Annotated in this window: 19 protein-coding genes; 9 read left to right on the top strand and 10 right to left on the bottom strand. The window is 62.1% G+C overall.

The features are described from left to right. Nucleotides 1-76 precede the first annotated feature (76 nt). The 3 genes from BLT42_RS15240 (at nt 77) to clpA (ending at nt 3,684) form a co-directional block, all read left to right on the top strand. On the top strand, nt 77-820 hold the full coding sequence (locus tag BLT42_RS15240; RefSeq protein ID WP_233342453.1) for a phasin family protein: 744 nt from the start codon (nt 77-79) through the stop codon (nt 818-820). Nucleotides 821-1,037: 217 nt separating this feature from the next. Next, entirely contained in the window at nt 1,038-1,367 is a 330-nt protein-coding gene (clpS, locus tag BLT42_RS11445; protein WP_091770902.1) for an ATP-dependent Clp protease adapter ClpS, read from the top strand. A gap of 4 nt (nt 1,368-1,371) precedes the next feature. After that, on the top strand, nt 1,372-3,684 hold the full coding sequence (gene clpA / locus BLT42_RS11440) for an ATP-dependent Clp protease ATP-binding subunit ClpA (protein WP_091770954.1): 2,313 nt from the start codon (nt 1,372-1,374) through the stop codon (nt 3,682-3,684). Between the two features lie 116 nt (nt 3,685-3,800). On the opposite strand, the gene BLT42_RS11435 is transcribed toward clpA, so the two are convergent. Then, entirely contained in the window at nt 3,801-4,886 is a 1,086-nt protein-coding gene (locus tag BLT42_RS11435) for a helix-turn-helix domain-containing protein (protein ID WP_091770900.1), read from the bottom strand. A 124-nt stretch (nt 4,887-5,010) separates the two neighbouring features. On the opposite strand from BLT42_RS11435, the gene BLT42_RS15330 reads away from it, so the two are divergent. The 3 genes from BLT42_RS15330 (at nt 5,011) to recQ (ending at nt 7,871) form a co-directional block, all read left to right on the top strand. Next, the gene (locus tag BLT42_RS15330; protein ID WP_267887701.1) at nt 5,011-5,133 is read left to right on the top strand and encodes a hypothetical protein; all 123 of its coding nucleotides are present in this window, start codon (nt 5,011-5,013) and stop codon (nt 5,131-5,133) included. After that, nucleotides 5,126-5,947: a DUF2306 domain-containing protein gene (locus tag BLT42_RS11430; protein ID WP_091770898.1), complete on the top strand. Its 822-nt coding sequence runs from the start codon at nt 5,126-5,128 to the stop codon at nt 5,945-5,947. The genes BLT42_RS15330 and BLT42_RS11430 overlap by 8 nt, the downstream gene beginning before the upstream one ends. A gap of 115 nt (nt 5,948-6,062) precedes the next feature. Further along, nucleotides 6,063-7,871: a DNA helicase RecQ gene (recQ, locus tag BLT42_RS11425; protein WP_091770896.1), complete on the top strand. Its 1,809-nt coding sequence runs from the start codon at nt 6,063-6,065 to the stop codon at nt 7,869-7,871. Here recQ and BLT42_RS11420 read toward each other — a convergent pair. The 5 genes from BLT42_RS11420 to BLT42_RS11400 all read right to left on the bottom strand — a co-directional run bounded on the left by BLT42_RS11420 (nt 7,868) and on the right by BLT42_RS11400 (nt 14,323). Further along, a complete protein-coding gene (locus BLT42_RS11420; protein WP_091770894.1) occupies nt 7,868-8,299 on the bottom strand; it encodes an HIT family protein in 432 nt (143 codons plus the stop codon). The two genes, recQ and BLT42_RS11420, sit on opposite strands and share 4 nt — an antisense overlap. 149 nt (nt 8,300-8,448) lie before the next feature. Beyond that, complete coding sequence (locus BLT42_RS11415) at nt 8,449-8,880, bottom strand: putative signal transducing protein (protein ID WP_091770892.1); 432 nt, start codon at nt 8,878-8,880, stop codon at nt 8,449-8,451. Further along, the gene (locus tag BLT42_RS11410; protein ID WP_091770890.1) at nt 8,880-10,064 is read right to left on the bottom strand and encodes a GNAT family N-acetyltransferase; all 1,185 of its coding nucleotides are present in this window, start codon (nt 10,062-10,064) and stop codon (nt 8,880-8,882) included. Before BLT42_RS11410 ends, BLT42_RS11415 begins: the two co-directional genes overlap by 1 nt. A 3-nt stretch (nt 10,065-10,067) precedes the next feature. Further along, a complete protein-coding gene (locus tag BLT42_RS11405) occupies nt 10,068-11,429 on the bottom strand; it encodes a M48 family metalloprotease (protein ID WP_091770888.1) in 1,362 nt (453 codons plus the stop codon). A gap of 113 nt (nt 11,430-11,542) precedes the next feature. After that, nucleotides 11,543-14,323 carry a ribonuclease E/G gene (locus BLT42_RS11400; RefSeq protein ID WP_091770952.1) on the bottom strand — a complete coding sequence of 927 codons (2,781 nt, stop codon included), beginning with the start codon at nt 14,321-14,323 and terminating at the stop codon, nt 11,543-11,545. 486 nt (nt 14,324-14,809) lie between these two features. Between BLT42_RS11400 and BLT42_RS11395 the strand changes: the two genes are divergently transcribed. From BLT42_RS11395 to prfB, 3 genes are all read left to right on the top strand, one after another. Then, complete coding sequence (locus tag BLT42_RS11395) at nt 14,810-16,021, top strand: N-acetylmuramoyl-L-alanine amidase (RefSeq protein WP_176780342.1); 1,212 nt, start codon at nt 14,810-14,812, stop codon at nt 16,019-16,021. A 93-nt stretch (nt 16,022-16,114) separates the two neighbouring features. After that, nucleotides 16,115-18,607 carry a penicillin-binding protein 1A gene (locus BLT42_RS11390; protein ID WP_091770884.1) on the top strand — a complete coding sequence of 831 codons (2,493 nt, stop codon included), beginning with the start codon at nt 16,115-16,117 and terminating at the stop codon, nt 18,605-18,607. A gap of 99 nt (nt 18,608-18,706) precedes the next feature. Continuing rightward, nucleotides 18,707-19,835, top strand: a protein-coding gene (gene prfB / locus BLT42_RS11385) for a peptide chain release factor 2 (RefSeq protein WP_143024125.1) whose coding sequence is annotated in 2 segments (ribosomal slippage) — nt 18,707-18,775 and nt 18,777-19,835 — 1,128 coding nt in all. Because the reading frame shifts where the segments join, the coding sequence is not laid out codon by codon here. 103 nt (nt 19,836-19,938) lie between these two features. Here prfB and BLT42_RS11380 read toward each other — a convergent pair. The 4 genes from BLT42_RS11380 to BLT42_RS11365 all read right to left on the bottom strand — a co-directional run bounded on the left by BLT42_RS11380 (nt 19,939) and on the right by BLT42_RS11365 (nt 23,084). After that, on the bottom strand, nt 19,939-20,391 hold the full coding sequence (locus tag BLT42_RS11380; RefSeq protein ID WP_233342452.1) for a bactofilin family protein: 453 nt from the start codon (nt 20,389-20,391) through the stop codon (nt 19,939-19,941). A gap of 61 nt (nt 20,392-20,452) precedes the next feature. After that, nucleotides 20,453-21,685 (bottom strand): peptidoglycan DD-metalloendopeptidase family protein, encoded by a 1,233-nt coding sequence (locus BLT42_RS11375; protein ID WP_091770880.1) that lies wholly within the window; start codon nt 21,683-21,685, stop codon nt 20,453-20,455. 83 nt (nt 21,686-21,768) lie between these two features. Beyond that, entirely contained in the window at nt 21,769-22,614 is an 846-nt protein-coding gene (locus tag BLT42_RS11370) for a ferritin-like domain-containing protein (RefSeq protein ID WP_091770878.1), read from the bottom strand. Beyond that, a complete protein-coding gene (locus BLT42_RS11365; protein ID WP_091770876.1) occupies nt 22,611-23,084 on the bottom strand; it encodes a peroxiredoxin in 474 nt (157 codons plus the stop codon). The genes BLT42_RS11370 and BLT42_RS11365 overlap by 4 nt, the downstream gene beginning before the upstream one ends. Nucleotides 23,085-23,146 lie beyond the last annotated feature (62 nt).

The following is a 23,146-nucleotide window of genomic DNA, read 5'->3' as shown; positions in this document are numbered from 1 at the left end:
TCTTGACGCCCACGGGGCAGGGGATTAGATATGTTGCGACTGCGAAGAGCCAATGCAGCAAATCAAGAAGTGAACCATGACCGACACGAACACCAAAACCACCCGGACCACCGCAATCGCTGCCGAAGCGAAAGCGCCGGTGGTTGTTGCAGCTGCGCCGAAAGCCGCGAAGCCAGCTGTCGTCGAGAAACCTGCGGCTCCTGCGAAGCCCCTGGCCACCAAGCCAGCGGCGCGCACCAAGCCTGCTGCCAAGTCGCAGGCCGCTAAAAAGAAAACCGGCGTCAGCAAACCGGCTGCCGCGAAAACGCCAAAACTGGCCGCCAGCAAGCCCGCTGCGCCCGCCAAACAGAAACCGGCCACCAGCAAGCCCGCTGTGAAGGCCCAGACAAAAACGAGCACTCTCATGAACAATACGATCGAATCCATGACCGCCGCGACCAATGACAGCTTCAAGGAAGGCGTCGAAAAGACGCTGAGTGCTGTCAATGAAGCGACCGCTTTCCACAAGGACACCGTCGAAGCTGTCATCGCTTCCGCCACTGTGACCGGCAAGGGTCTTGAGACGGCCGGCAGCAATGCCGCAGCCTACGCGAAAACCGCGATGGAAGAGGGCGTTGCCGCTACGAAGGCGCTGTCTTCGGCCAAGTCCCTGCAGGAAATCTTCGAGATCCAGTCCAACTACGCCAAATCGGCGATGGGCAGCTATCTCGCCGAGCTCAACAAGACCACCGAGCTTTTCTCGGGTCTGGTCAAGGATGGCGCGAAGCCGTTGAACACCCGCTTCGCCGCCGTTGCCGAGCTGGCCCAGTCGCAGCGCTAATCGCCGCAGACTGACAATTTTCTCCCCGCCTGGGCCCGGTGTTCTGCACCGGGCCCTTTCTTTTTGCGGTTCGCATACCCAGATCCATTGGGTCGAAGCGAGAATCGCAGACACACTCAAGCGCCGGTTTGCTGAGGGCAAACTCTTCCCTCGGGCTGGCACAAGGCCTATCCTCGCCGCGAAATCACCCTGACTGTCTTTCGAATATGATTTTAATATGACCGAACGAAAACAAGATGATGCAGGGAATGAGGAGGAGCATGGCCTCGCTCTGAAGACGCGGCCAGCGACCAAGAAACCTTCGCTTTACCGTGTTCTGCTACTCAATGATGACTATACGCCAATGGAGTTTGTCGTGGAGGTCCTGGTTCGGATCTTTCGCAAATCCCCCGAAGATGCGGCCACGATCATGCTGCATGTCCACCAGAACGGTGTCGGAATGTGCGGCGTGTACACATATGAGGTTGCCGAAACAAAGGTAGCCCAGGTCATGGACGCCGCACGACGGGCTCAACATCCGCTCCAGTGCACGATGGAAAAGGAATAGCGTGGTGCCCTCTTTCTCAGCCGATCTGGAAGACAGCCTTCACCGTGCCCTCGGTTATGCCAATGAGCGCGGTCATGAATTTGCGACGCTTGAGCATTTATTGTTGTCCCTCGTGGACGATGGCGATGCCAATGCGGTGATGAAGGCCTGCGACGTCGACCTCGACGAGCTGCGCTCCACCCTGGTCGAATATGTCGATAGCGAGCTCACCGAGCTGGTGGTCGATGATGAGGAGGACGCCAAGCCAACCGCCGGTTTCCAGCGCGTCATTCAGCGCGCCGTGATTCACGTGCAAAACGCCGGGCGTGAGGAAGTTACCGGGGCGAATGTCCTGGTCGCTCTGTTCGCCGAGCGTGAAAGCCACGCCGCCTATTTCCTCGCCGAGCGCGATATGACCCGCTACGACGCGGTGAATTTCATCTCCCACGGCATTGGCCGCAAGCCCGGCGCTACCGAGCAGAAAGTCGTGCGCGGCGTCGAGGAGCCCGAGGAAAAGCGCAAGGATGGCGATGCGCTGACCGCCTATTGCGTCAATCTCAACGAGAAAGCGAAAGCCGGCAAGGTCGACCCGTTGATTGGCCGTGATGCCGAGGTCGAGCGCTGCATCCAGGTGCTCGCACGTCGCCGCAAGAATAATCCGCTTCTGGTCGGGGATCCCGGTGTTGGCAAGACCGCCATCGCCGAGGGGATCGCCCGCAAGATCGTCGAGAATGAAGTTCCCGACGTTCTGGCCAATGCGACCATCTATTCGCTTGATATGGGCTCGCTCCTGGCGGGCACCCGCTATCGGGGCGATTTTGAGGAACGCATCAAACAGGTCGTCAAGGAATTGGAAGAAACCGAGGATTCGGTACTCTTCATTGACGAGATCCATACCGTGATCGGTGCCGGGGCGACCTCGGGCGGTGCGATGGATGCGTCAAACCTGCTCAAGCCGGCCCTGCAGGGCGGGCTGCGCTGCATGGGTTCGACCACCTATAAGGAATACCGTCAGCATTTCGAGAAGGACCGGGCCCTGGCTCGCCGCTTCCAGAAGATCGATGTGGCCGAGCCATCGGTGCCGGACACGATCAAGATCCTGCAGGGGCTGAAATCCTATTTCGAGGACTTCCATGATGTCCGCTTCACCAATGAAGCGCTGAAAACGGCTGTCGAGCTGTCCTCGCGCTATATGGGCGACCGCAAATTGCCCGACAAGGCGATCGACGTCATCGACGAAGCCGGGGCGCAAATGCGCCTGATGCCGGTCTCGAAGCGCAAAAAGACGATTGGCGTCAAGGAAGTCGAAGGCGTGGTTGCGACCATGGCCCGCATTCCGCCGAAATCCGTCTCCAAGGACGATACCCAGGCGCTCAAGAGCCTGCCCACGGATCTGGGACGGGTCGTGTTCGGCCAGCAGGATGCGATCGACCGTCTCTCGACGGCGATCAAGCTCTCCCGCGCCGGCCTGCGCGAGCCGAACAAGCCGATTGGCTCCTATTTGTTCTCCGGCCCGACCGGTGTTGGCAAAACGGAAGTGACCAAACAGCTGGCCGATATTCTTGGCGTCGAGCTGCTTCGTTTCGACATGTCGGAATATATGGAACGCCACGCCGTTTCACGGCTGATCGGTGCACCTCCAGGCTATGTCGGTTTCGACCAGGGTGGCCTGCTCACCGACGGCGTCGACCAGCATCCGCATTGCGTGCTGCTGCTCGACGAGATCGAGAAAGCCCATCCGGACCTGTTCAATATCCTGCTGCAGGTCATGGATAACGGCATGCTGACCGACAGCAATGGCAAGAAGGTCGATTTCCGCAATGTCATCCTGGTGATGACGACCAATGCGGGCGCCGCCGATGCCGCCAAGGAAGCGATCGGCTTCGGGCGTGGCAAGAAGGATGACGAGGCTGACAAGGCCGTCGAACGTCTGTTCACGCCGGAATTCCGCAACCGTCTGGACGCAGTCATTCCCTTCGCGCCGCTCGGGCCGGAATCGATCAGCCGCGTCGTCGAGAAATTCGTGCTGCAGCTGGAAGCCCAGCTCACCGATCGCGGCGTCACCTTTGAACTGACCCCGGATGCCACCGCCTGGCTCGCCGAGCGGGGCTATGACAGCCGCTTTGGTGCCCGCCCGCTTGGCCGCGTCATCCAGGAGCATATCAAGAAGCCGCTGGCCGACGAGATCCTGTTCGGTGAACTCGCCAAGGGTGGGCTGGTCAAGGTCGATACCGACCCGGCCGATGATAGCCGCCTCGACTTCCACATCACCCCGGGCGATCGCTTGCTGCCGCGCAATGCGAAAGCCGGGAAGAAGGGCAAGAAGGTCGAGGTCTAGGCGTCCGGCCTACGCTCTGCAGAATGGAAAGCGGCGCTCCGATGGAGCGCCGTTTTTCGTTCGACCTGGTGCCATCGCGGGAAAGTGGCGCTAGCGCGGGCGGTCTCGTCTTGCTTTCAGCTCGTGGCTCGCGCGGTTGCGACCGGGCCGGGTGTTGGCTGCGACGCCGCGTCGGAACCCGCCGACCGCCAGGCGCGCGGTGTCATTCCCGTATCGGCCTTGAAGGCCCGGTTGAAGGGGCCCAGTGAGGCAAAGCCGCTATCGAGGGCAATCAACAGGATGGAGCGGGTAGCCGAGCGCGAATCGCGCAATAGCGCCTTGGCGTGCGCGACCCGCAATGCGTTGACGTAGCGATTGAAATTGGCTTGTTGCAGGCCAGCTGTGATCGCGCGACTCACCTTGTAGTCGGGTGTGTGGAGGCAGCGGGCCAGGTCGGCAACTTTCAATTCGGGTTCCAGATAGGGTTTCTCATCGTGCATCAGACGCTCCAGCCGGCGGGCGAGGGCGTGGTCTTGAGCGGTTGCGACCGGTTTTTCGGCGGCGGGGGTGAGCAAGGGATTGCGGAGCCGGAATGCCACAGCGACCGAAGTGACGGACAGGATGGCCAGGGCGCTGCAGGCTTCGAGCAGGCGGGCATTCGCTGCCGCGGCCGCATTGGGCTCGGGGAGGACGGTGCAAACGGTGGCGCACAGGCTGAAGATCGCTAGATAGAGATAACGCAGCTGGACCTCATTGCGCTGGGTGCGGGCCGGCCAGCCCTGCACGCCCTCCCAGAACGCCAGCACGATTGCGGTGGAGCTGACGAGGGTGACGAATTGCCAGATCCCCGCATGCATGCCCACCACTCCATCCGGGTCGATCAGGGCGGGCAGTGTGATATCGACCGCAATCCCGGCCATCACCGCGCCGACCAGCAAAAGGTGGTGCAGCTTGATCGGATTGCCGGGTCTGAACAGACAGCGCGCAACCAGCCAGAATCCGCCGCATGTGGCCCCCGATGCGATCCGCATCAGATTTGAGACCCATTCGGGCGATATCGGCAGCGCGTAGCGCAGCATCGTCAGGGAAATCGCGCCGCAGAACACAGCCCAGTAAATGTGCAGGGCGCGCTTGTGCGGCCGGGCGAGGGTGACGATCAGCGCGATAGCCGCCAATGCGGCGACGACAAGCCGGACGGTGGTGGTGATCAGTGCGACGTCCATCGGCAAATTCCCTGCGTTCACGCCCGCATACTCGCCTGGAGCGGGAAGCGATGGCAACCCCGCACCTGTCTGCAACCGGGACCCGAAAAACTGTCGCCGATTTCCAAATCGGCAAGACCCGGGGATGCCCGGCGATGCATTCCATCCAGGCCAGGGGGCGATGGGCGAGGCTGAGGCCGGTCTTGCCGGACAATGGATGAATGAGGCTGAAGCCAGTCTCGTTGGAAAATGGATCAATCATGAGTGATAATTCGCAAACACGATCTCGCACGCGCCTCGGTGCTGGCGGACTGCTCAAGGGAGCCGGCCTGGCCTGGTTCCTGGTCGCCACGGCCGGCCAGTGGACCTTCGTCTGGTATATTCTCAATGTTTACGGCGTGACCACCGCCACTGGTAACCCGCAGGACTGGAACGAGACCGGTGTGATCGTCGGTTATGTGGGCGGCGACTGGTTCGGCAATCTCATGTTCGCCGTCCATGTCCTGTTGGCGGCTGTCATCACGATGGGTGGCACGCTGCAGCTGATCCCGATGCTGCGAAAGCGGGTGCCCGCCCTGCATCGCTGGAATGGACGTGTCTTCATGGTCATTGCAGTCGTCCTGGCGGTTGGCGGCCTGTGGATGACCTGGTTACGCGAGGCCCGGCTGAGTGATCTCGGGGCGCTGGGCGTGAGCCTCAACGGCGTCCTGATCCTGATTGCCGCACCGGTCGCCCTGCGCCTGGCGATGAAGCGCCGCATCGACCCGCACAGGCGCTGGGCGATGCGGCTCTTCATCCTGGTCAATGGCGTCTGGTTCTTCCGCATCGGCTTCATGGCCTGGATCATCGCCATGCAAGGCCCGGTCGGCTCGACCCCGCAACTCGATGGTCCCTTCGACCTGACACTCGCCTTCGCCTGTTATCTCCTGCCGCTGGCCGTGCTGGAACTCTACTTCAGGGCAGGCCGCGCCAATGCGGCGGCACCCAAGCTGGCTGTGGCGGGCCTGGTCCTGCTGCTGACCCTGGTCACAGCCGCCGGGATCTTCGGTGCCTGGATGTTCATGTGGAGTCCGCACCTCTAGCGCCGGGAAGACCGGGTCTGTGCACAAGGGCGCGCGGGCCCTGTTTGATCGCGCTCACGCGTGCTAGTCGGGGGGGTGTGCCAGGCTGATCTGGCCCCTCTGCCTCACGTGTCCCATGACCCAATCCCCGCAATCCATCCTCAAATCCGTGTTCGGCTTCCCCGAATTCCGGCCGGGTCAGTTGCCCATCGTCGAGCGCTTGCTCGCAGGGACGCATACGCTGTGTGTGATGCCGACCGGGGCGGGTAAGTCGCTGTGCTACCAGGTGCCGGCTTTGATGCTGGAGCGGCCCTCAATCATTGTTTCGCCGCTCGTGGCGCTGATGGATGACCAGATTGCCGGGCTCGCGGCCAATGGGGTAACGGCAGCAGCGATCCATTCCGGGCGCGACCGCGAACAGAATGTTGCTGCCTGGCGGGCTTTCCAGTCGGGCGAGGCGAAACTGCTTTACCTCTCGCCGGAGCGGTTGATGACGGGGCGCATGCTCGACGCGCTCAAACCGGTCAATCCGGGTCTGTTCGTGGTCGACGAGGCGCACTGCATCTCCAAATGGGGTGCCAGCTTCCGGCCCGAATACGAGCAACTCTCCCAGCTCAAACACCATTTCCCCAACGCGACCCTGGCCGCCTTCACGGCCACCGCCGACAGCGCCACGCGCACCGATATCGCGGAGAAACTGTTTGGCGGTGAGGGCGATACGGTGGTGCGCGGCTTTGACCGCCCCAATCTCAATCTCGCCGTTCTGCCGAAGGCGCAGTGGAAGCCGCAATTGCTCGGTTTCCTCGCCGAGCGGCGGGAACAGTCCGGCATCGTCTATTGCCTGTCGCGCAAGCTGACCGAAGAGGTCGCTGCCATGCTGAAGGCGGAGGGCTATCGCGCCCTGTCCTATCATGCGGGCATGTCGCCGGAGATGCGGCGCGAGAACCAGGAAATCTTCATGGCCGAGGCGGCCGTGATCATGGTGGCGACGATCGCTTTCGGGATGGGGATCGACAAGCCCGATATTCGCTATGTCTTCCATCTCAACATGCCCGGCTCGATGGAGGCCTACTACCAGGAGATCGGCCGTGCCGGCCGCGATGGTGCGCCGGCCGATGCGATGATGCTCTATGGCCTCGGTGATGCCAGCCTTCGCCGGCGTTTCATCGATGATGATGGCGAGGACGACGCCCACAAGCGGCGCGAGCATCAGCGCCTCGATGCGCTGTTATCCTATTGTGAGGCGACCCAGTGCCGCCGCATCACGCTTCTGTCCTATTTCGGCGAGCCGGGCTCGAAAGCCTGTGGCAATTGCGATATCTGCCTCGATCCGCCGGTTCTGCTCGACGGGACGCGCGAAGCGCAAATGTTGTTTTCCGCCATTTTGCGCACCGGCCAGGTGTTCGGCGCCGGTCATGTCATCGATGTGCTCAGGGGCGGTGATACCGATAAAATTCGCGCCCGCGGTCATGACGCCCTGCCGACCTGGGGTGTGGGCAAGGACAGGCCAAAACCCTTCTGGCAGGGGCTGATCCGGCAGGCCGTGGCGGGCGGCTATCTCGTGGTCGATATCGACCAGTATGGCGGTCTCAAACTCACCCCGCGTGGTGAGGCGGTGCTCAAGGGGCGCGAGACTTTCCAATTGCGCGAAATCGTCCCGGCGAAGGGCGAGAAAAAGCCCCGCCGCAGCGCCGCCAGCCTTGCCGCTGAAGCCGATGTTGATTCGGATTTGCTGTCCGCGCTCAAAGGGCTGCGTCGCGAACTCGCCGCCGAGCGCAATGTCCCTGCCTATGTCATTTTCTCTGATGCGACCCTGATCGATATGTGCCATCTCCGGCCTGGAAACCTGGAGCAGATGGCGGCCGTTAATGGCGTCGGACCGAAGAAGCTGGCCGATCTCGGCGAGGCTTTCCTGGCAGCGATCCAGGGGCAGGCCGGGGCCTAGTCCAGGAAAGAGGCGATCTTCTTGGCCTGGGCCTCCAGCTCGGCCATATCCGCCTTGCCGCCGGCATGCATGGCGAGTTGCGCGCCATCGCTGCGCGGAATGATGTGGAAATGGACGTGGAAGACGGTCTGGCCGGCGGGCGCGCCATTGAGCTGGGCGATCATGATCCCGTCCGGCGCCAGCGCGGCCTTGACCGCATTGCCGATCCGCTTGACCCGCAACATGGCTGCCGCAAGGGCATCATCCGACAGCTCCAGCGCATTGCGCGCCGCTTCCTTGGGCACGACGAGGACATGGCCGGGTGCCTGCGGGAAGATATCCATGAAGGAGAGGACCACATCGTCCTCATAGATTTTCACGCAGGGCAGTTCGCCGCGCAGGATCTTCGCGAAAATATTGTCCGGGTCGTAGCTGCCGTCGAGGCTCATGGCGTGTCTCCGAGTTTGCCGGTGGAGTGTAGGATTTCGGGCGCGGATGATCCAGCAGCGTGATCGGGCGAGCTGCATCCTGCCAAGCGCTGTCAGGGGATGGCTGGCCGCCGCGCCCTCAAAGGGAAATCAGCGATTTCACTGCAGGGTCAGCGGATGGGCGGATAACCCAGTTCTTCGGCCGTGAAGGGCTCGGGATCGGCGACGTCGTCATAGCTGTCGCAGTCGCGGCAAAAGCGAGGCTGGTTGCGGAGTTTCGAAAACTGTCCCGTCAGTGTCAGTAGGACCGCGGCCATGACAGGGCGTGTCCTGACCTGGGTTTCACCGCCGCAGTGCGGGCAGGGGTAGAGCGGGGCTTCGTCTGTGACCTGGGCCTGCGCGATGATGGCGCGCGCCTCGGCCTCGCAGGCCGGAGGCACCAGAATACGGGGGCGAAGAAATCCGTGATCCATCCCCGGATAGAGGTCCTGCATATGATTGTCGGCGATCACCGCCGGGATGCCGGCGGCCTGGAGGGCATTCACCACGATCACGGCGTGTCCGTGGGAGTGGACCAGTACGGGTGTGGTTGGGTTGACCATCAATCACAGATTTTATACGGACTTTCCGCATCAAGCAAGGCGATGTCCGCGAGCACGGCCGGGCGCTCGCGTTCCAGATAGTCGGCGACGGCATGGCGGAAGCCCTCATGCGCGATCCAGTGGGCGGAATAGACCGGTTGCGGGCGGTAGCCGCGCGCCAGCTTGTGCTCGCCCTGGGCACCGGCTTCAACACGGTCGAGACCAAGCCGGATCGCGACATCGATCGCCTGGTGATAGCAGAGCTCGAAATGCAGGTGAGGATGCTCTTCCAGCAGGCCCCAATAGCGGCCATACAGGGCATTGGAGCCAATGAAGTTGAGCGCGGCGGCGATATGGCGCCCATCCTTCTTCGCCAGAACCAGCAGGACCTGGTCGGCCATGCGTTGATGGATCAGTTCGAAGAATTCGCGGTTGAGATAGGGGCGGCCCCATTTGCGTGCGCCGGTGTCCTGATAGCAGGCGAAGAAGACGTCCCAGTGCTCCGGTTTCAGATCGGGACCCGTGAGATGCTCGATCTCTAGCCCGGCCTGGGCCGAGGCGCGTTCGTTGCGCAGGGCCTTGCGTTTGCGTGAGGAGAGGGCCCCGAGAAAATCGTCATAGCTGGCATAGCCGCGATTGGACCAGATGAATTGCCGGTCGATGCGTTGCAGCAGGCCGGCCTCGCCCAGTTCCGACCATTCTGCGGGCGTGGGAAAGTTTACATGCCAGCTCGACACGCCCCATTGGCGTGCGGCTTCGGTCATGCCGGTCACAAGTGCACGGCGAACCGCGTGGTCTGTCGCCAGGATCCGGCGCCCGGTCACGGGAGAGAATGGAATGGCGGTCAGGAGTTTGGGGTAATAGCGCCCGCCGGCCTGTTCAAAACTCTCGGCCCAGCCATGGTCGAAGACATATTCGCCCTGGCTGTGGAATTTGAGATAGAGCGGCAGGGCGCCCTTGAGCGCGCCGGCCGCATCGCGGGCCAGCAGATGGTGCGGCGCCCAGCCGCTCTCACCGCCAACGCAGCCGCTCTCCTCAAGCGCCTGCAGGAAATTCCAGCTCAGGAAGGGGTCGTATTCAGCGCCTGGAGGGTTGGCGATTCCGTTCCAGTCTTCCGGCGCGATGCCGGCCAGACCCTCAATAGCCGCCAGGGTCAGCGATGGTGTGGCTTGCGCCTCATCATTGGCCTGTTCGCTTGTGTCCATTGCTCAGCGCAAATTGATGCGCCGCTGGCGGCGTTGTTCTGCGGCGAGGGGAATGCTGATCGTCTCGATCTCGGTCGCACGGATCCAGGCTGGCGTGCCCTGGTCGAGCGAGGCGCGCGCGCGCCCGGCGAACATCACCGCCCGGTCGGCATCACCAACCGAAAAAGCCTGCTCTGCGACGGCCAGCTGGGCCAGCGCGGTATCGCCATTGCGCTGATGGACGATGGAGAGCTGATACCAGGCGAAGGCGTTGTCGGGTTCGATATCAAGGGCGACCTGAAGATGGCCTTCGGCCTCCTCAAGCAGGCTGTCATCGTCGGAGGCAATCTGTGAAATCGCCAGATTCAATCGCAGCAGTGGCGCGGTCGGCTCAAGCTCGACGGAACGTGCATGATAGGGAATGGATTCGCGGATATTGCCGGTTTCGAACAACATCTGTCCGTAGAGTTCCTGGAAATAGGGGTTGTCCGGCTCCTCGGCGATCAGGCTCTCGATTTCCAGCCGGGCTTCGTCCAGCCGGGCCACCCGGAAATAGGCCACGGCGCGCGCATAGCGCGCGGGCAGGCTCTGATCCGTGCGCGGATAGCGGTAGAGGACGAATTCCGGCTCGGTCAGGAAGCCGTAAATCTTGCCCTGCAGACGCCGCAGATTGGCAATTTCCTCTGGCGTGTCGTTGACATTCACATGGTCGGCGGCATCGGCATTATTGCGCAGAATGGAGATGCGCTCCGACGAGAGCGGGTGAGAGCGGAAATAGGGAAAGCGGCGCGCATTCGACATCACTTCCTGGTAGCGAAAGCGCTCGAAGAACTCGACGAGACCCTCCGGCGATTGTCCGGTGGTTTCCAGATATTGCAGCGCGGCCTGGTCGGCCGAGGCTTCCTGGGCGCGGCTATAGGTCATGAAGGAGAGGGCACCAAATTGCTGGCTCGAGGCCATCAGCGCGCCAGCTGCCCCGCCTTCTCCGGCGAAAGCAGCCAACAAACCGAGGCCGAGCGAGATAAACATGGGCACTTGTGCCGCGCCGATTCCGTCACCGACCCGCGCCAGGTGGGCGCCAGCGATATGGCCGGTTTCGTGGGCGATCACCCCCTTGAGCTGGTTGGGGGTTTCGGCTTCGATGATGATGCCGGTATGCAGAAAGATGTTCTGGCCACCCGTCACGAAGGCATTAATCGACGGATCGGCAATGATGTAGAGATGCACGTTGGCGGGCGTCAAACCCGCTGCATCGAGCAGGGGGTCGGCATAATCGCGCAAGGTGTGCTCGATCTCGGTGTCGCGGATCAGCGATTGGGCCGAGACCGGCGTGAGCAGGGCTACGGATGCCAGGCAGGCTGTGACGATGGATTTCAGAGGTCGCATTCAGCTTCCACTCCCAAGCCCCCGCTTTGCAAAACCCTGCACGCTTTTGATACAGAATTCAATGGTATGGCCAGGCGGGCCGGGCGAATGGATCGCCCGGCCCGCCGGTCATCTTACTTGCCGAACAGCCCTGTCCGGTTCCACCAGCCGCGTTTGACCGGTTTGGCGGGTTGGGCCTCGGCCGTCTCGACCGGAGCCTGGGCTTCCGGTTCGGCGGCAGGGGCTGGCTTGGCGGCCGCTTTGGCTGCCGGCTTGGCCGTCGTGGCACGTTTACGCTTGGGCGCCGGTTTTTCCGTCGCGGCAGGTGCCGCTTCAGTCTCAGACGTCACCACCGCAGCCTCGGCCTCGACTTCGGCCTTTTTGCGGCGGGTGCGGGGTTTGGGCTTGGGCTTTTCGGCTTCAGCCGGTGCGGCATCGGCCTCAGACGCTACCGTCTCGGCGGTCTTGCGGGGGCGCCGGGTGCGGCGCTTGGGCGCCTCATCCGTGGCCGCAGCTTCGTCCGCCGGCGCCGCGACAGCCTCGCTTGCGGCCGCTTCTGGAGCATCACTCTCGGCGGGCGCTGTCTCGGCGTCCGCAGTCTTGCGGCGGCGAGGGGCGCGCTTGCGCACAGGCTTCTCGGCGCTGGCAGTGTCCGCGGCTTCAGAGGCGGGTGTTGCCGCATCGGCGCCGGCTGTGACGGGCGCGGCAGCGGTGGTCTCGTCGGCAGGCGTGGCTTCGGCCTGGTTCTCACTGGCCTGATCGTCACTGCCCTGACCTTCGCTGCCCTGTCCTTCTGTGCGACGGCGCGAACGTCCGCCCCGACGGCCACGGCGACGGCGGCGGCGTGGTACATCACCATCCTCGGCTGCCGGCGTTCCCGGTGCCTGTTCGTCCGTTTCGGCGTCCCCGGCTTCAGCGCCATCCTCGTCCGCGGTGTTTTCGGCGGTTTCGGCGCTGGTGCCGGCTTCGGCGCTCCCGTCATCAGAGGAACCCTTGCGCCGGCGACGGCGGCGACGGCGACGCGTGCCGTCCTCGGCCGTTTCACCATCGCCCGCTTCGGTGCCCTCGGCGGGGGCTGCGTCACGCTTGCCGCGGGAGCGCGAACGGCCCCGTTCCTGGCTTTCGCTTTCAACGCTTTCCGCTTCGTCTTCTTCCTCGTCCATAACGAGCTGGTCGGCGAGATCCTCGGCGTCAGCGACGACGGCCTGGCGCGGAATTACGAATTCCTCGCCCGGTGCCCGCAGCTCAATGGCTTCGATGACGAATTCCGGCGCGATGACCTCGTCATCGGATGCGACGGAGATATTCATCTGGAAACGCTCTTCGATCGCCAGGAGGTGATCGCGCTTCTCATTGAGCATATAGATGGCAATCGAGGTCGGCAGTGAGATGCGGACCCGCTTGGCGCGGCCACGCATGCCTTCCTTTTCCAGCCCGCGCAGGGCGACCAGCGCACTCGATTCGACCGAGCGGATATAGCCGCTTCCCTTACAGTGAGGGCAGGGCTCGGTGGAGCCTTCGATCAGACTGGTGCGGCGGCGCTGACGGGAAATCTCCATCAGCCCGAACTGGGAAATACGGCCCATTTGCAGGCGGGCCCGGTCGCGTTTCAGCGCGTCCTTCATCACCTTTTCAACGGCACGCACATTCTTCGATTCATCCATATCGATGAAATCGATCACGATCAGACCGGCCAGATCACGCAGGCGCATCTGGCGCGCCGCTTCATGAGCGGCCTCGATATTGGTCTTGACCGCGGTGGTTTCGATATTGCGTTCGCGGGTCGAGCGTCCGGAATTGACGTCGATCGAGACCAGCGCTTCGGTCGGGTTGATGACGATATAGCCACCCGATTTCAGCGGTGCGATGGGCGAATAGATCGCTTCCAGCTGGGTTTCGACCTGATGCTGCAGGAAGAGCGGCACGATTTCGTTATAGTGCTGAACCTTCTTGGCATGGCTCGGCATCAGCATGCGCATGAAGGCCTTGGCTTCCTTATAGGCGGCCTCGCCTTCGACCAGCACGCCGTCGATATCCTTGTCATAGAGGTCGCGAATCGCGCGCTTGACGAGATTGCCTTCCTCATAGATCAGCGCCGGAGCGACGGATTTCAGCGTCAGCTCACGGATATTTTCCCACAGGCGCAGCAAATAATCGGCATCGCGGCGGATTTCGATCTTGGTGCGCGAGGCACCGGCGGTGCGAATGATCAGGCCAATGCCCTTGGGCAGGTCCAGCTCGCTGACGACGGATTTCAGGCGCTTGCGGTCGGTGACATTGGCGATCTTGCGTGAGATGCCGCCACCGCGCGGGGTGTTTGGCATCAGGACACAATAGCGGCCGGCCAGCGAGAGATAGGTCGTCAGGGCCGCGCCCTTATTGCCGCGCTCTTCCTTGGCTACCTGGACCAGCAGGATCTGACGCCGTTTGACGACTTCCTGGATCTTGTATTTGCGATAAAGCTGCCGGCTGCGACGGGCGGCCTTTTCTTCTGCGATGTCGTCATCATCGTCATCGCTGTCATCACCGAAGCTTTCGGCAGCCTCGATCGGCTCACCGGACTCGTCAGTCTCGACGGCGGGCGTTTCGCTGACGGTTTCGGCTTCATCGTCGGAATCGGAATCAGCAGCGCTGGCTTCCTCGGCGGCGAGGGCGGCGCGATCCTCATAGGGAATCTGATAATAATCGGGATGGATTTCGTTGAAGGCGAGAAAGCCGTGGCGATTGCCGCCATATTCAACGAAGGCCGCCTGCAGCGATGGCTCTACCCGCGTGACTTTTGCGAGATAGATATTGCCGCGAATCGGGCGGCGTGATGCAGACTCGAAGTCGAAATCCTCAACTTTGGTTCCGTCGACGACAACGACGCGGGTCTCTTCCGGGTGACCTGCATCGATCAACATTTTCTTTGACATAAAAGGTGTCTCCTGCGCGCACATCCTGACCGCGGGCTTCCGGAAGGAAGGGCGCAGATATCAGGAGTGGCGGGGGCGCGATGGGTGAGCTGTGGCCTGGCAGCAAAGATATAAGCATCAGGCTAGCCTCACGTGTCGGCTGTTTTCAAAAACGCGCCCGGGCCATGGAAAACCATGCGGGCGAGGGCGCGGCGGTCGGGGCCGCGGGTAATCAGAGATCTGTCCCGCAGCTAAAGAAGAGCGTGTCGGCACGTCCGGATCGGACGCAGCCTCTTCGCGCCTGGAAAAGTATCGCAACTCCATTTGGAGTCGATCATCTGCCAAGGCCTTTTGAGCATGCAACATTCGGTTGGCTAAGGAAAGCCTTTGTGGCGGTCGCAAAATAAAGCGGGGTTTGCAGGGCTTCATCAACGAAACGTCAAGCTCCACCGGTTAGGGTGCATCAAAAGCCGTGTACAGAATCACGGTATGTGCGATGGTGTGGTGATGCAAGTTCAACGGCTTATTTGGGCAATCCTCGGTAGTCTGCTCGTCAGCGCGGGTGCCGTTGCGGATCAGCAGGTCCGCGATGTGCGATTTGGCGTCGAGGATGAGCGGACCCGGGTCGTGATTGAAATCTCCGATTCGGCCAGTTTTCGGGCCTTCACGCTGGAAGGCCCGCCCGACCGCCTGGTTGTGGACATGCCGGCCTCAGCCTGGGCCGTACGCGGGCTTGATACCGGCGAGGGCCTCGGCGCTGGCCTGGTTGGCAATTTCCGCTTCTTCAATAATTCCGCCAATAGTTCGCGCGTCGTGTTCGAGCTTGATGGCCCGGCTGTGATCGCTTCCCAATTCGTGCTGGATCCGTCGAGCGCCGGGGATAATTACCGCCTCGTGATCGACCTGGCTCCGGCCAATCCACGCAGTTTCGCGGCAACATCCGGCTTTATCCGCACGGGTGAACTCGAATCATTGATCGCCGAGCGCGTCGAGGCTGTCTATACGCCGCCACCATCACGGGCGCGTCGTGTCCTCGTGATCGATGCCGGTCATGGCGGCCGCGATCCCGGATCGCTCAGCCCGAGCGGTACACGCGAAAGCGATGTCGCCCTGGAAGCCGCGCGCGAACTGCGGCGCCAGCTTGAGGCGACCGGCCGCTATGACGTGTACATGACCCGCGACCGCGATGTTTACCCGTCCTGGGAGAATCGCGTCGGCGTGATGGTCGAACAACGGGCCGACCTCTTCCTGTCGATTCACGCCGATTCCTCGGCCGACAGCTCGGTGCACGGTACCGCCGTCTATACGCTGAATGACCGGGCCGAGAACCGGGCGCGCCAGCGGGCGCACCAGGGCCAGGGGCCGACCGACCAGGTCGACGTCAACAATATCCTGGTTGAGCTGGAACTGCGCGAGAAGCGCAATCAGTCCACGGCCTTCGCCGAAGTCTTGCTGGAGCATCTCGGGACGGCCGGTCCCTTGCTCCAGAATCCGCACCGGCAGGCCAATCTCTTCGTCCTGCTCGATTCGCGTGTGCCGGCCGTATTGCTGGAAATGGGCTTCATGACCAATCGAAATGATGAGGCCAATTTGACGTCGGCGGCCGCGCGTCGTCGCCAGATGGCGGCTGTCCTGAACGGGATTGATGCCTATTTTGAGCAGCGCGGGGATCTCGGTCCACTGCAGGAAAACCCGTCACGGGAACTGCCTGTCCGCTAAATCGGTTTGTGCCTGGACGCTGGGTGGCCATAATGCCGCCGCGGTGTCGTGGTTTTGCATTCGGACTGTTGGGGCGGGGGTCCAGAGGGCGTCATGAGAATTTTCACTTTGCGTAATGTCATGCGTGCCGCCTTGTGGGGCGGGATTGCAGCGGTCGTGCTGGCCGTTGTCGGCTTCATTGCCGTGGCGATCTATGTCGTCCGGGTGACCGATGACCTGCCGGACTACCAGCAATTGGCCGAGTATGAGCCGGCGATCATGAGCCGGGTCCATGCCGGCGATGGCCTGCTGATCGCCGAATATGCCCGCGAGCATCGGGTTTTCGTGCCGATCGACAATATCCCGCAAAATGTCGTCCATGCCTTCATCTCCGCCGAGGACAAGAGTTTTTACGACCATGGCGGGCTCGACTTCCGCGGTATTTTGCGCGCGATGATGGCCAATGTCGGCCATGTCATGCGCGGTGAAAACCTCGAAGGCGCCTCGACGATTACACAGCAGGTCGCGAAGAATTTCCTCCTCTCCAGCGAGCAGCGCCTTGAGCGCAAGGTGCAGGAAATGGTGCTGACGCGCCGGATCGAGCGCGCGTTTACCAAGGACCAGATCCTCGAACTCTATCTCAATGAGATCTATTTTGGCCGCCGCTCCTACGGGATCGCCGCCGCCGCCTTGAATTATTTCGGCAAATCGATCGACGAATTATCGATCGAGGAAACTGCCTACCTCGCTGCCGTGGTCAACGGACCGGCGCTTTTCCATCCTGAACGCCACCCCGAAGCCGCCGTCAATCGGCGCAATTGGGTGCTCTCGCGCATGGCGGCCAATGGCTATATTTCCGAGGAAGAGGCCAGCGAAGCCGCCGCGCGGCCGATGACGACCGTCGATCGCCTGTCGGGCGCGACCTATACCGCCGCCGAGTATTTCGTGGAAAATGTCCGGCGCGAAGTCTTCTCCATGTATGGCGATGACGAGCTCTATAATGGCGGCCTGTCCATCCGGACCACGCTGGATACCACGCTGCAGCTGGCGGCCCGCCGGGCGTTGCGTAACGGGTTGGAAGTCTATGACCGGCGCCATGGCTACCATGGTGCCCTGGCCCAGATCGAGCTTGGCGATGATTGGGTCGAGCGCCTCGCTGCGGTCGATATCCCGCGCGACATGGATGAGGGCTGGATCCCGGCGCTCGTATTGGAGAGCGGTGATCGTGAGGCCCGGATCGGTCTTCTCAATGGCGAGGAGGGGCGTATTCCCCTGTCCGAACTGAGTTGGGCGCGCGAGTCCTTAGGCGATGGCGAGGTCGGACCGTCGATCAGCCGCGCCAGTGCCGTGCTCAGCGCCGGCGATGTGATCATTGTCGAGGCCTTGCCCGAGACGGACGGCGATTACGGCTTGCGCCAGGTTCCCGCGATCAATGGCGGGATTCTCGCCATGGACCCGCATACCGGCCGCGTCCTGGCGATGGTCGGCGGCTACAGCTTCCAGATGAGCCAGTTCAATCGCGCCACACAGGCACGCCGGCAGCCAGGCTCATCCTTCAAACCCTTCGTCTATGCGGCCGCGCTGGACAGTGGTTACACGCCCGCCAGCCTGATCCTCGATGCGCCCTTCGTCGCCTCGGGCGGTCCGGAAGAGCGTTTCTACATGCCGCAGAACTATTCGGAACGATATTACGGCATGTCGACCCTGCGACTCGGCCTCGAATTGTCCCGTAATGTCATGACGGTCCGGCTTGCCCAGGAAATGGGTATGGATCCGATCGTCGATTACGGTGTGCGTTTCGGCATTTATGACGAGCTTGAGCCGGTTCTGGCGATGGCGTTGGGTTCCGGTGAAACCACGCTCTATCGCCTGGTCTCGGCCTATTCGACCCTGGTCAATGGCGGCCGCCGCGTCGAACCCACCCTGCTGGATCGGGTGCAGGATCGTTTTGGCGCGACGATTTACGCCCATGAACAGCTCGATTGCGAAACCTGCGATACGCCTGACTGGCAAGCGGGTCTGGCCGAACCGGTCTTCCCGGAAACCGGTGTCGAGGTCGTCAGTCCTGTCACTGCCTATCAGGTCGTGCACATGCTCGAAGGCGCCGTCCAGCGCGGTACGGGTACCGCCCTGCGTTCGCTTGGCCGGCCGCTCGGCGGCAAGACCGGCACCACGAATGATTTCCGCGACGCCTGGTTTGTCGGCTTCGGTCCCGACATCGTTGTCGGCGCCTATATCGGTTTTGACACGCCCTACCAGCTGGGCTCGGGTGAGGCCGGTGGCCGCGTCGCGGCACCGATCGTGCGCGATTTTCTTGCCGAGGCGCTTGAAAACTACCCGGTTGCGCCCTTCCGGGTGCCACCAGGCGTGCGTCTGGTGCCAATTGATCGCACGACAGGCGAGCCGGGTATTCTTGGGCAGTCGGGCGTGATCCTGGAAGCCTTCCGGCCCGGGACAGAGCCGTCCCGGCAGTCGCGCGAGGATGAGAGCGGATTGAGCTTTGCGCGCAATTCGGTCAGCGAGGACCCGTTGTCGCAGCTGGCCGCTGAACCGGAAGACGGAACCGGCGAGGATGACGAGGAAGATGATCTGGGCGGCCTCTACTAGCGGTTCGCAGGGCCCGGTCTGCACAGCCCGTCTTGTCGGACCGGTCCTCGCCCTTTATCTCCAAGACTGATCCGCTTGATCCAGGAAGGCCTTTGCCCGATGCGCGCAGATATCCAGAACCTGTCCGACGAAATCCAGCAGGCCGTAGGCCTGCTGAGGAGGCGTCTTTGACTGGGATACAGCCCAGAAAAGACTAGACGAACTCAACGCTCGATCCGAGCATCCCGACTTCTGGAACAATCCAGCCAAGGCGCAGGAATTGATGCGTGAACGCACCCGCCTTGAGGGTGCGATCAGCACGGTGAACGAGGCCGAGCAGGAGCTCTCCGACAGCGTCGAAATGATCGAGCTGGCCGAGATGGAAGAGGATGCCGAGATGGTCGAGGAGGCTGTCGACGGCCTCAACAGGCTCGCCGAACGCATGCGCCGCGCCCAGCTGGAGACGCTGCTCTCCGGTGAGGCCGATGGCAATGACGCTTTCGTTGAAATCCATTCCGGTGCCGGCGGCACGGAAAGCCAGGACTGGGCCGCGATGCTGGCGCGCATGTATGCGCGCTGGGCCAATGCGCACGACTACAAGGTCGAGATCATGGAAGAACAGGCCGGCGAAGAGGCGGGCCTGAAGTCAACGACCATGCTGGTGAAGGGCGAGAATGCCTATGGCTGGCTGAAGACGGAGGCCGGTGTGCACCGTCTGGTTCGGATCTCTCCGTTCGATTCCAGCGCCCGCCGCCACACCAGCTTCTCCTCGGTCGGCGTCTATCCGCAGATTGATGATGCGATCGAGGTCGATATCGACGAATCCAAGGTGCGGACCGACACCTATCGCGCGTCCGGCGCCGGTGGTCAGCACATCAACAAGACGGATTCGGCCGTGCGCCTGACCTATGACATGCCCGGTGAAGAGAAAGCGGTTGTGGTTCAGTGCCAGAATGACCGCTCCCAGCACAAGAACAGGTCACGGGCCTGGGACATGCTGCGTGCCCGGGTCTACGAGATCGAGCTTCAACGCCGTGAGGCCGCTGCCCAGGCGCTGGCCGACAGCAAGAGCGAGATTGGCTGGGGGCATCAGATCCGCTCTTACGTGCTGCAGCCCTATCAGATGGTCAAGGATTTGCGGACTGCCGTTGAAACCTCGGACACAGGCGGTGTGCTCGATGGTGACCTTGATGCCTTCATGGCTGCGGCCCTGGCTGCGCGTGTGGGTGGTGAGGACGCTGAGTCCTGATTTCGCACAGGCCGTGAGCGACTGAGCGCTGAGCTCCAGACATGAAAAAGCCGGCGTCCCGATGGGCACGCCGGCTTTTCTCATTTTGACCTGCGTCTGTCGATCAGAGGCTGGACTTGTTCGCGGCCAGCGGTGGCTGGTCCACAGCGGCCGGCTTGTTGGCTGGCGGTGCAGGTGGACGGCTGTCCATCTTTGGCGCGCTGGTGGTCGCCGATGGCCCGCTCTTTTCTGCGAGTGGATCGGTTGAGTGGCGGCAATGGCCGTCGAAGAAAGCACCGCTTTCGACAGACAGGGCGGCATGCACGATGTCGCCTTCAATGCGCGCTGTTGCGGCCAGCTGGACCTGGCGAGCGCGGACGCTGCCAGAGACTTTCCCGCGGATGACGACGGTCTCGGCGTAAACTTCGCCGGTGACGACCGCGTCTTCGCCGATGATCAGCGATCCGGCGCGGATATCGCCGTCAACGGAACCATCGAGTTGAACTTCGCCTTCGGACACAATCGATCCGGTCAGTACAAGATCACCCGAGAGGATGGATGGGGCTCTGGATTTCATGGCAGTCCTCTTGGTCGGCATGCTCGACTGTGACATCGAATCGGATGGTGAGACGTCTTTGTTACCCTTGAACATATTGTCCGGCCCTCAATAGGCGTTCGGGATCTATCGCAGATCCTTCATACCAGATTTCATAATGCAAGTGCGTGGCCGTACTGCGTCCTGTGGAACCCATGCCCCCGACCTGTTGTCCACGTTCGACTGTGTCGCCACGCCTCACTGCGATTTCATTCATGTGACCATAACGCGTCACGAACCCGTAGCCATGGTCGATTTCAACACAACGACCATAGCCGCTGCGCCAGCCGGCGTAAATGACGCGCCCGGGTCCGGTCGCGACAATGGGTGCACGCCGATAGGCTGCAAAATCAATGCCGCGGTGTTGAGTCGCACGGCGATTGAAGGGGTCAAGCCGGACACCGAACGGGCTGGTCCGGCGGTAGGCGGCGTCGACGGGAACGCCCAGTGGGCCGGTCTCGATGAAGCGTTCCAATTCCTCGACCTCAAGCATGCGCGCGGCGACGCGCGTGATGCGGGAGGAGAAATCGGCTTCCAGGTCCCAACCGTCAGAAAACAGTTGTGTGTCATTGATCGGGATATAGGGGCCGCCCTGTTCCTCGCCATTTTGCCCGCTGGCCACGACATGATCAATGTCCAGTCCGGTCAGGCGCAACACGGCACGCAGGTTTTCCAGCCGCGCTTCGGTAGCGTCCTCGGCCTGGGCGAGGACATTGTCCTGTTCGCCCATCAGATACGAAATCTGGTCTTCCGGAGAATCCGACATGGCTGCGATATTGATCAGTGGGTCGCGGGCCATTCGCGGCGTCGGGTCGGCCGGCGTGGCGGCCATCAGGACGCGATCATCGGCGAGGGCCGGCGAGGGCGCCATATCATTGCCGCTCAATTGTTCGGCGAATTCCACGAGCTGACTGAGCGTTTCGTGGCGCATCTGGAATTCATAGGCAGCGCGATCAAACTCTTCCATGCGCGATTCCATGAAGGAATAGGCTGTGGCTTCACTGGCCTGTGCTTCGGCGACCATGCGATTGAGATTGATACGTTCGCGTTCGATCGCCGAGTCTTTGGCCGCAAGGGCCTGACCGTGAAACGCGACAGAGACAGTCGAGTAACAGAGCCAGCACGCCAGAACCGCGGCGCTGAGAAGCGCGCTGATCTGAACCGCCGTCGAGATCGCGAAATAGCGAACCTGACCATCGCTACGATGGTAGATTTGCCGGTCCGGGAACCAACGTTGTGCTGTGCCCCACACAGCGAGTTTGAGTCGTGAGAACATGCGTTACTTTGCCCAGACTTCCGCTTGCCCCGGTGCCCAAGTCGGGCATGTGACACAAAAGATCGTCAGTTTTCAACTCTTGTTTATGCAAGTGGTGCGCCGGTTGCTGCCAATGGCAGGTAATATTCTTCGGGAAAGCGCGCGCGGTCCCGGGCATCGGTGTTGAATGGTGGTTTCAAGCCACCCCGATAATACTGCTGTACAAGGCTGTGATAGCGGGCTTCGGGCTCGATTCCGGCGACCGCGCAGACATGTTTGAACCAGCGCATGCCTGCGGCGACATGGCCCACTTCATCGGCGTAGATTATTTTCAGAATATCGGCACTGATTGTGTCTCCGGCAGAAACAAGCCGGTCGATCATGCCGGGTGTGACGTCCAGACCGCGCGCCTCAAGTACCAGCGGGGCGATCGCCAGCCGGGCCGCGACATCTTTCCCGGTCGCCCGCGCCGCGTCCCACAGTCCGTCATGGGCAGGCAGGTCGCCATAGGCGGCGCCCAGGGTTTCCAGCCGGTCAGCGATGAGACCGAAATGGCGCGCCTCGTCATCGCCGATCCGGATCCAGTCGGTGAGGAAGTCGAGCCGGGCCTGCGGCGCTATCGCCGCGTCGCCGCCAAAACGCACGGCCATGTCGAAGGCCAGGTCGATGGCGTTGAATTCGATGTGGGCGACGGCATGCAGCAGGGCGATGCGGCCCTCAACCGAACCGAGGCGCCGGCGGGGTGTCTTGCCCGGAGCCACCAGCTCTGGCCGGTCCGGCCGCGCCGGCGTGTCATCCGGCACGGCTGCGGGCCATGGCGAGGGCCAGGCCAGATCATTTGCCTCCAGGGCCTGACACACCGCGCGTGCCGCGGCGGCCTTGGCGCGCGGCTCGGCGGTCTGCAGGACACCAACTGCCATCTCGCGCAGGTCGCCAGCCGCCAGGCTCATCGGGCGATCGCCTGCACAGCCGCCAGGACGGTTTCGACATGACCCTTGACCTTCACCTTGTACCAGATCTGCACGAGCCGGCCATCGGGGCCGATCAGGAAGGTCGAGCGATCAATGCCCATATATTCGCGGCCATAGAGTTTCTTCAGGATCCAGGACCCATAGGCCTCGATCACTGTGCCAGCCTCGTCGGAAGCGAGGATGACTGTTAATTCATGCTTGGCCTTGAATTTGTCGTGTCTTTTTACGCTATCCTTGGATACGCCGATGATGATCGCACCGGCTTCGGCGAAGGCGGCGCTCGCCTTGGAGAATTCGATGGCTTGCGTTGTGCAGCCGGGGGTGTCGTCCTTCGGGTAAAAATAGAGAACAATCGTTTTGCCGAGTAGTTCACCCAGATCGACTTCGCCGCCGCCATCGGTGGCCAACCGAAAATGTGGAGCCAGGTCGCCTGTCTTGAGATCGCTCATCTATCCCCTCCTGTCGCCGCCCGGGCGGACGTGTCAAATTCGCCCCAGTGTGCGCCTCCTGC

The sequence above is a fragment of the Maricaulis salignorans genome, from assembly GCF_900103475.1.
In the GTDB taxonomy this organism is placed as follows: domain Bacteria; phylum Pseudomonadota; class Alphaproteobacteria; order Caulobacterales; family Maricaulaceae; genus Maricaulis; species Maricaulis salignorans.
Note: the sequence above shows the minus strand (reverse complement) of the source record. Positions and strands in the feature narration are given on the sequence as shown.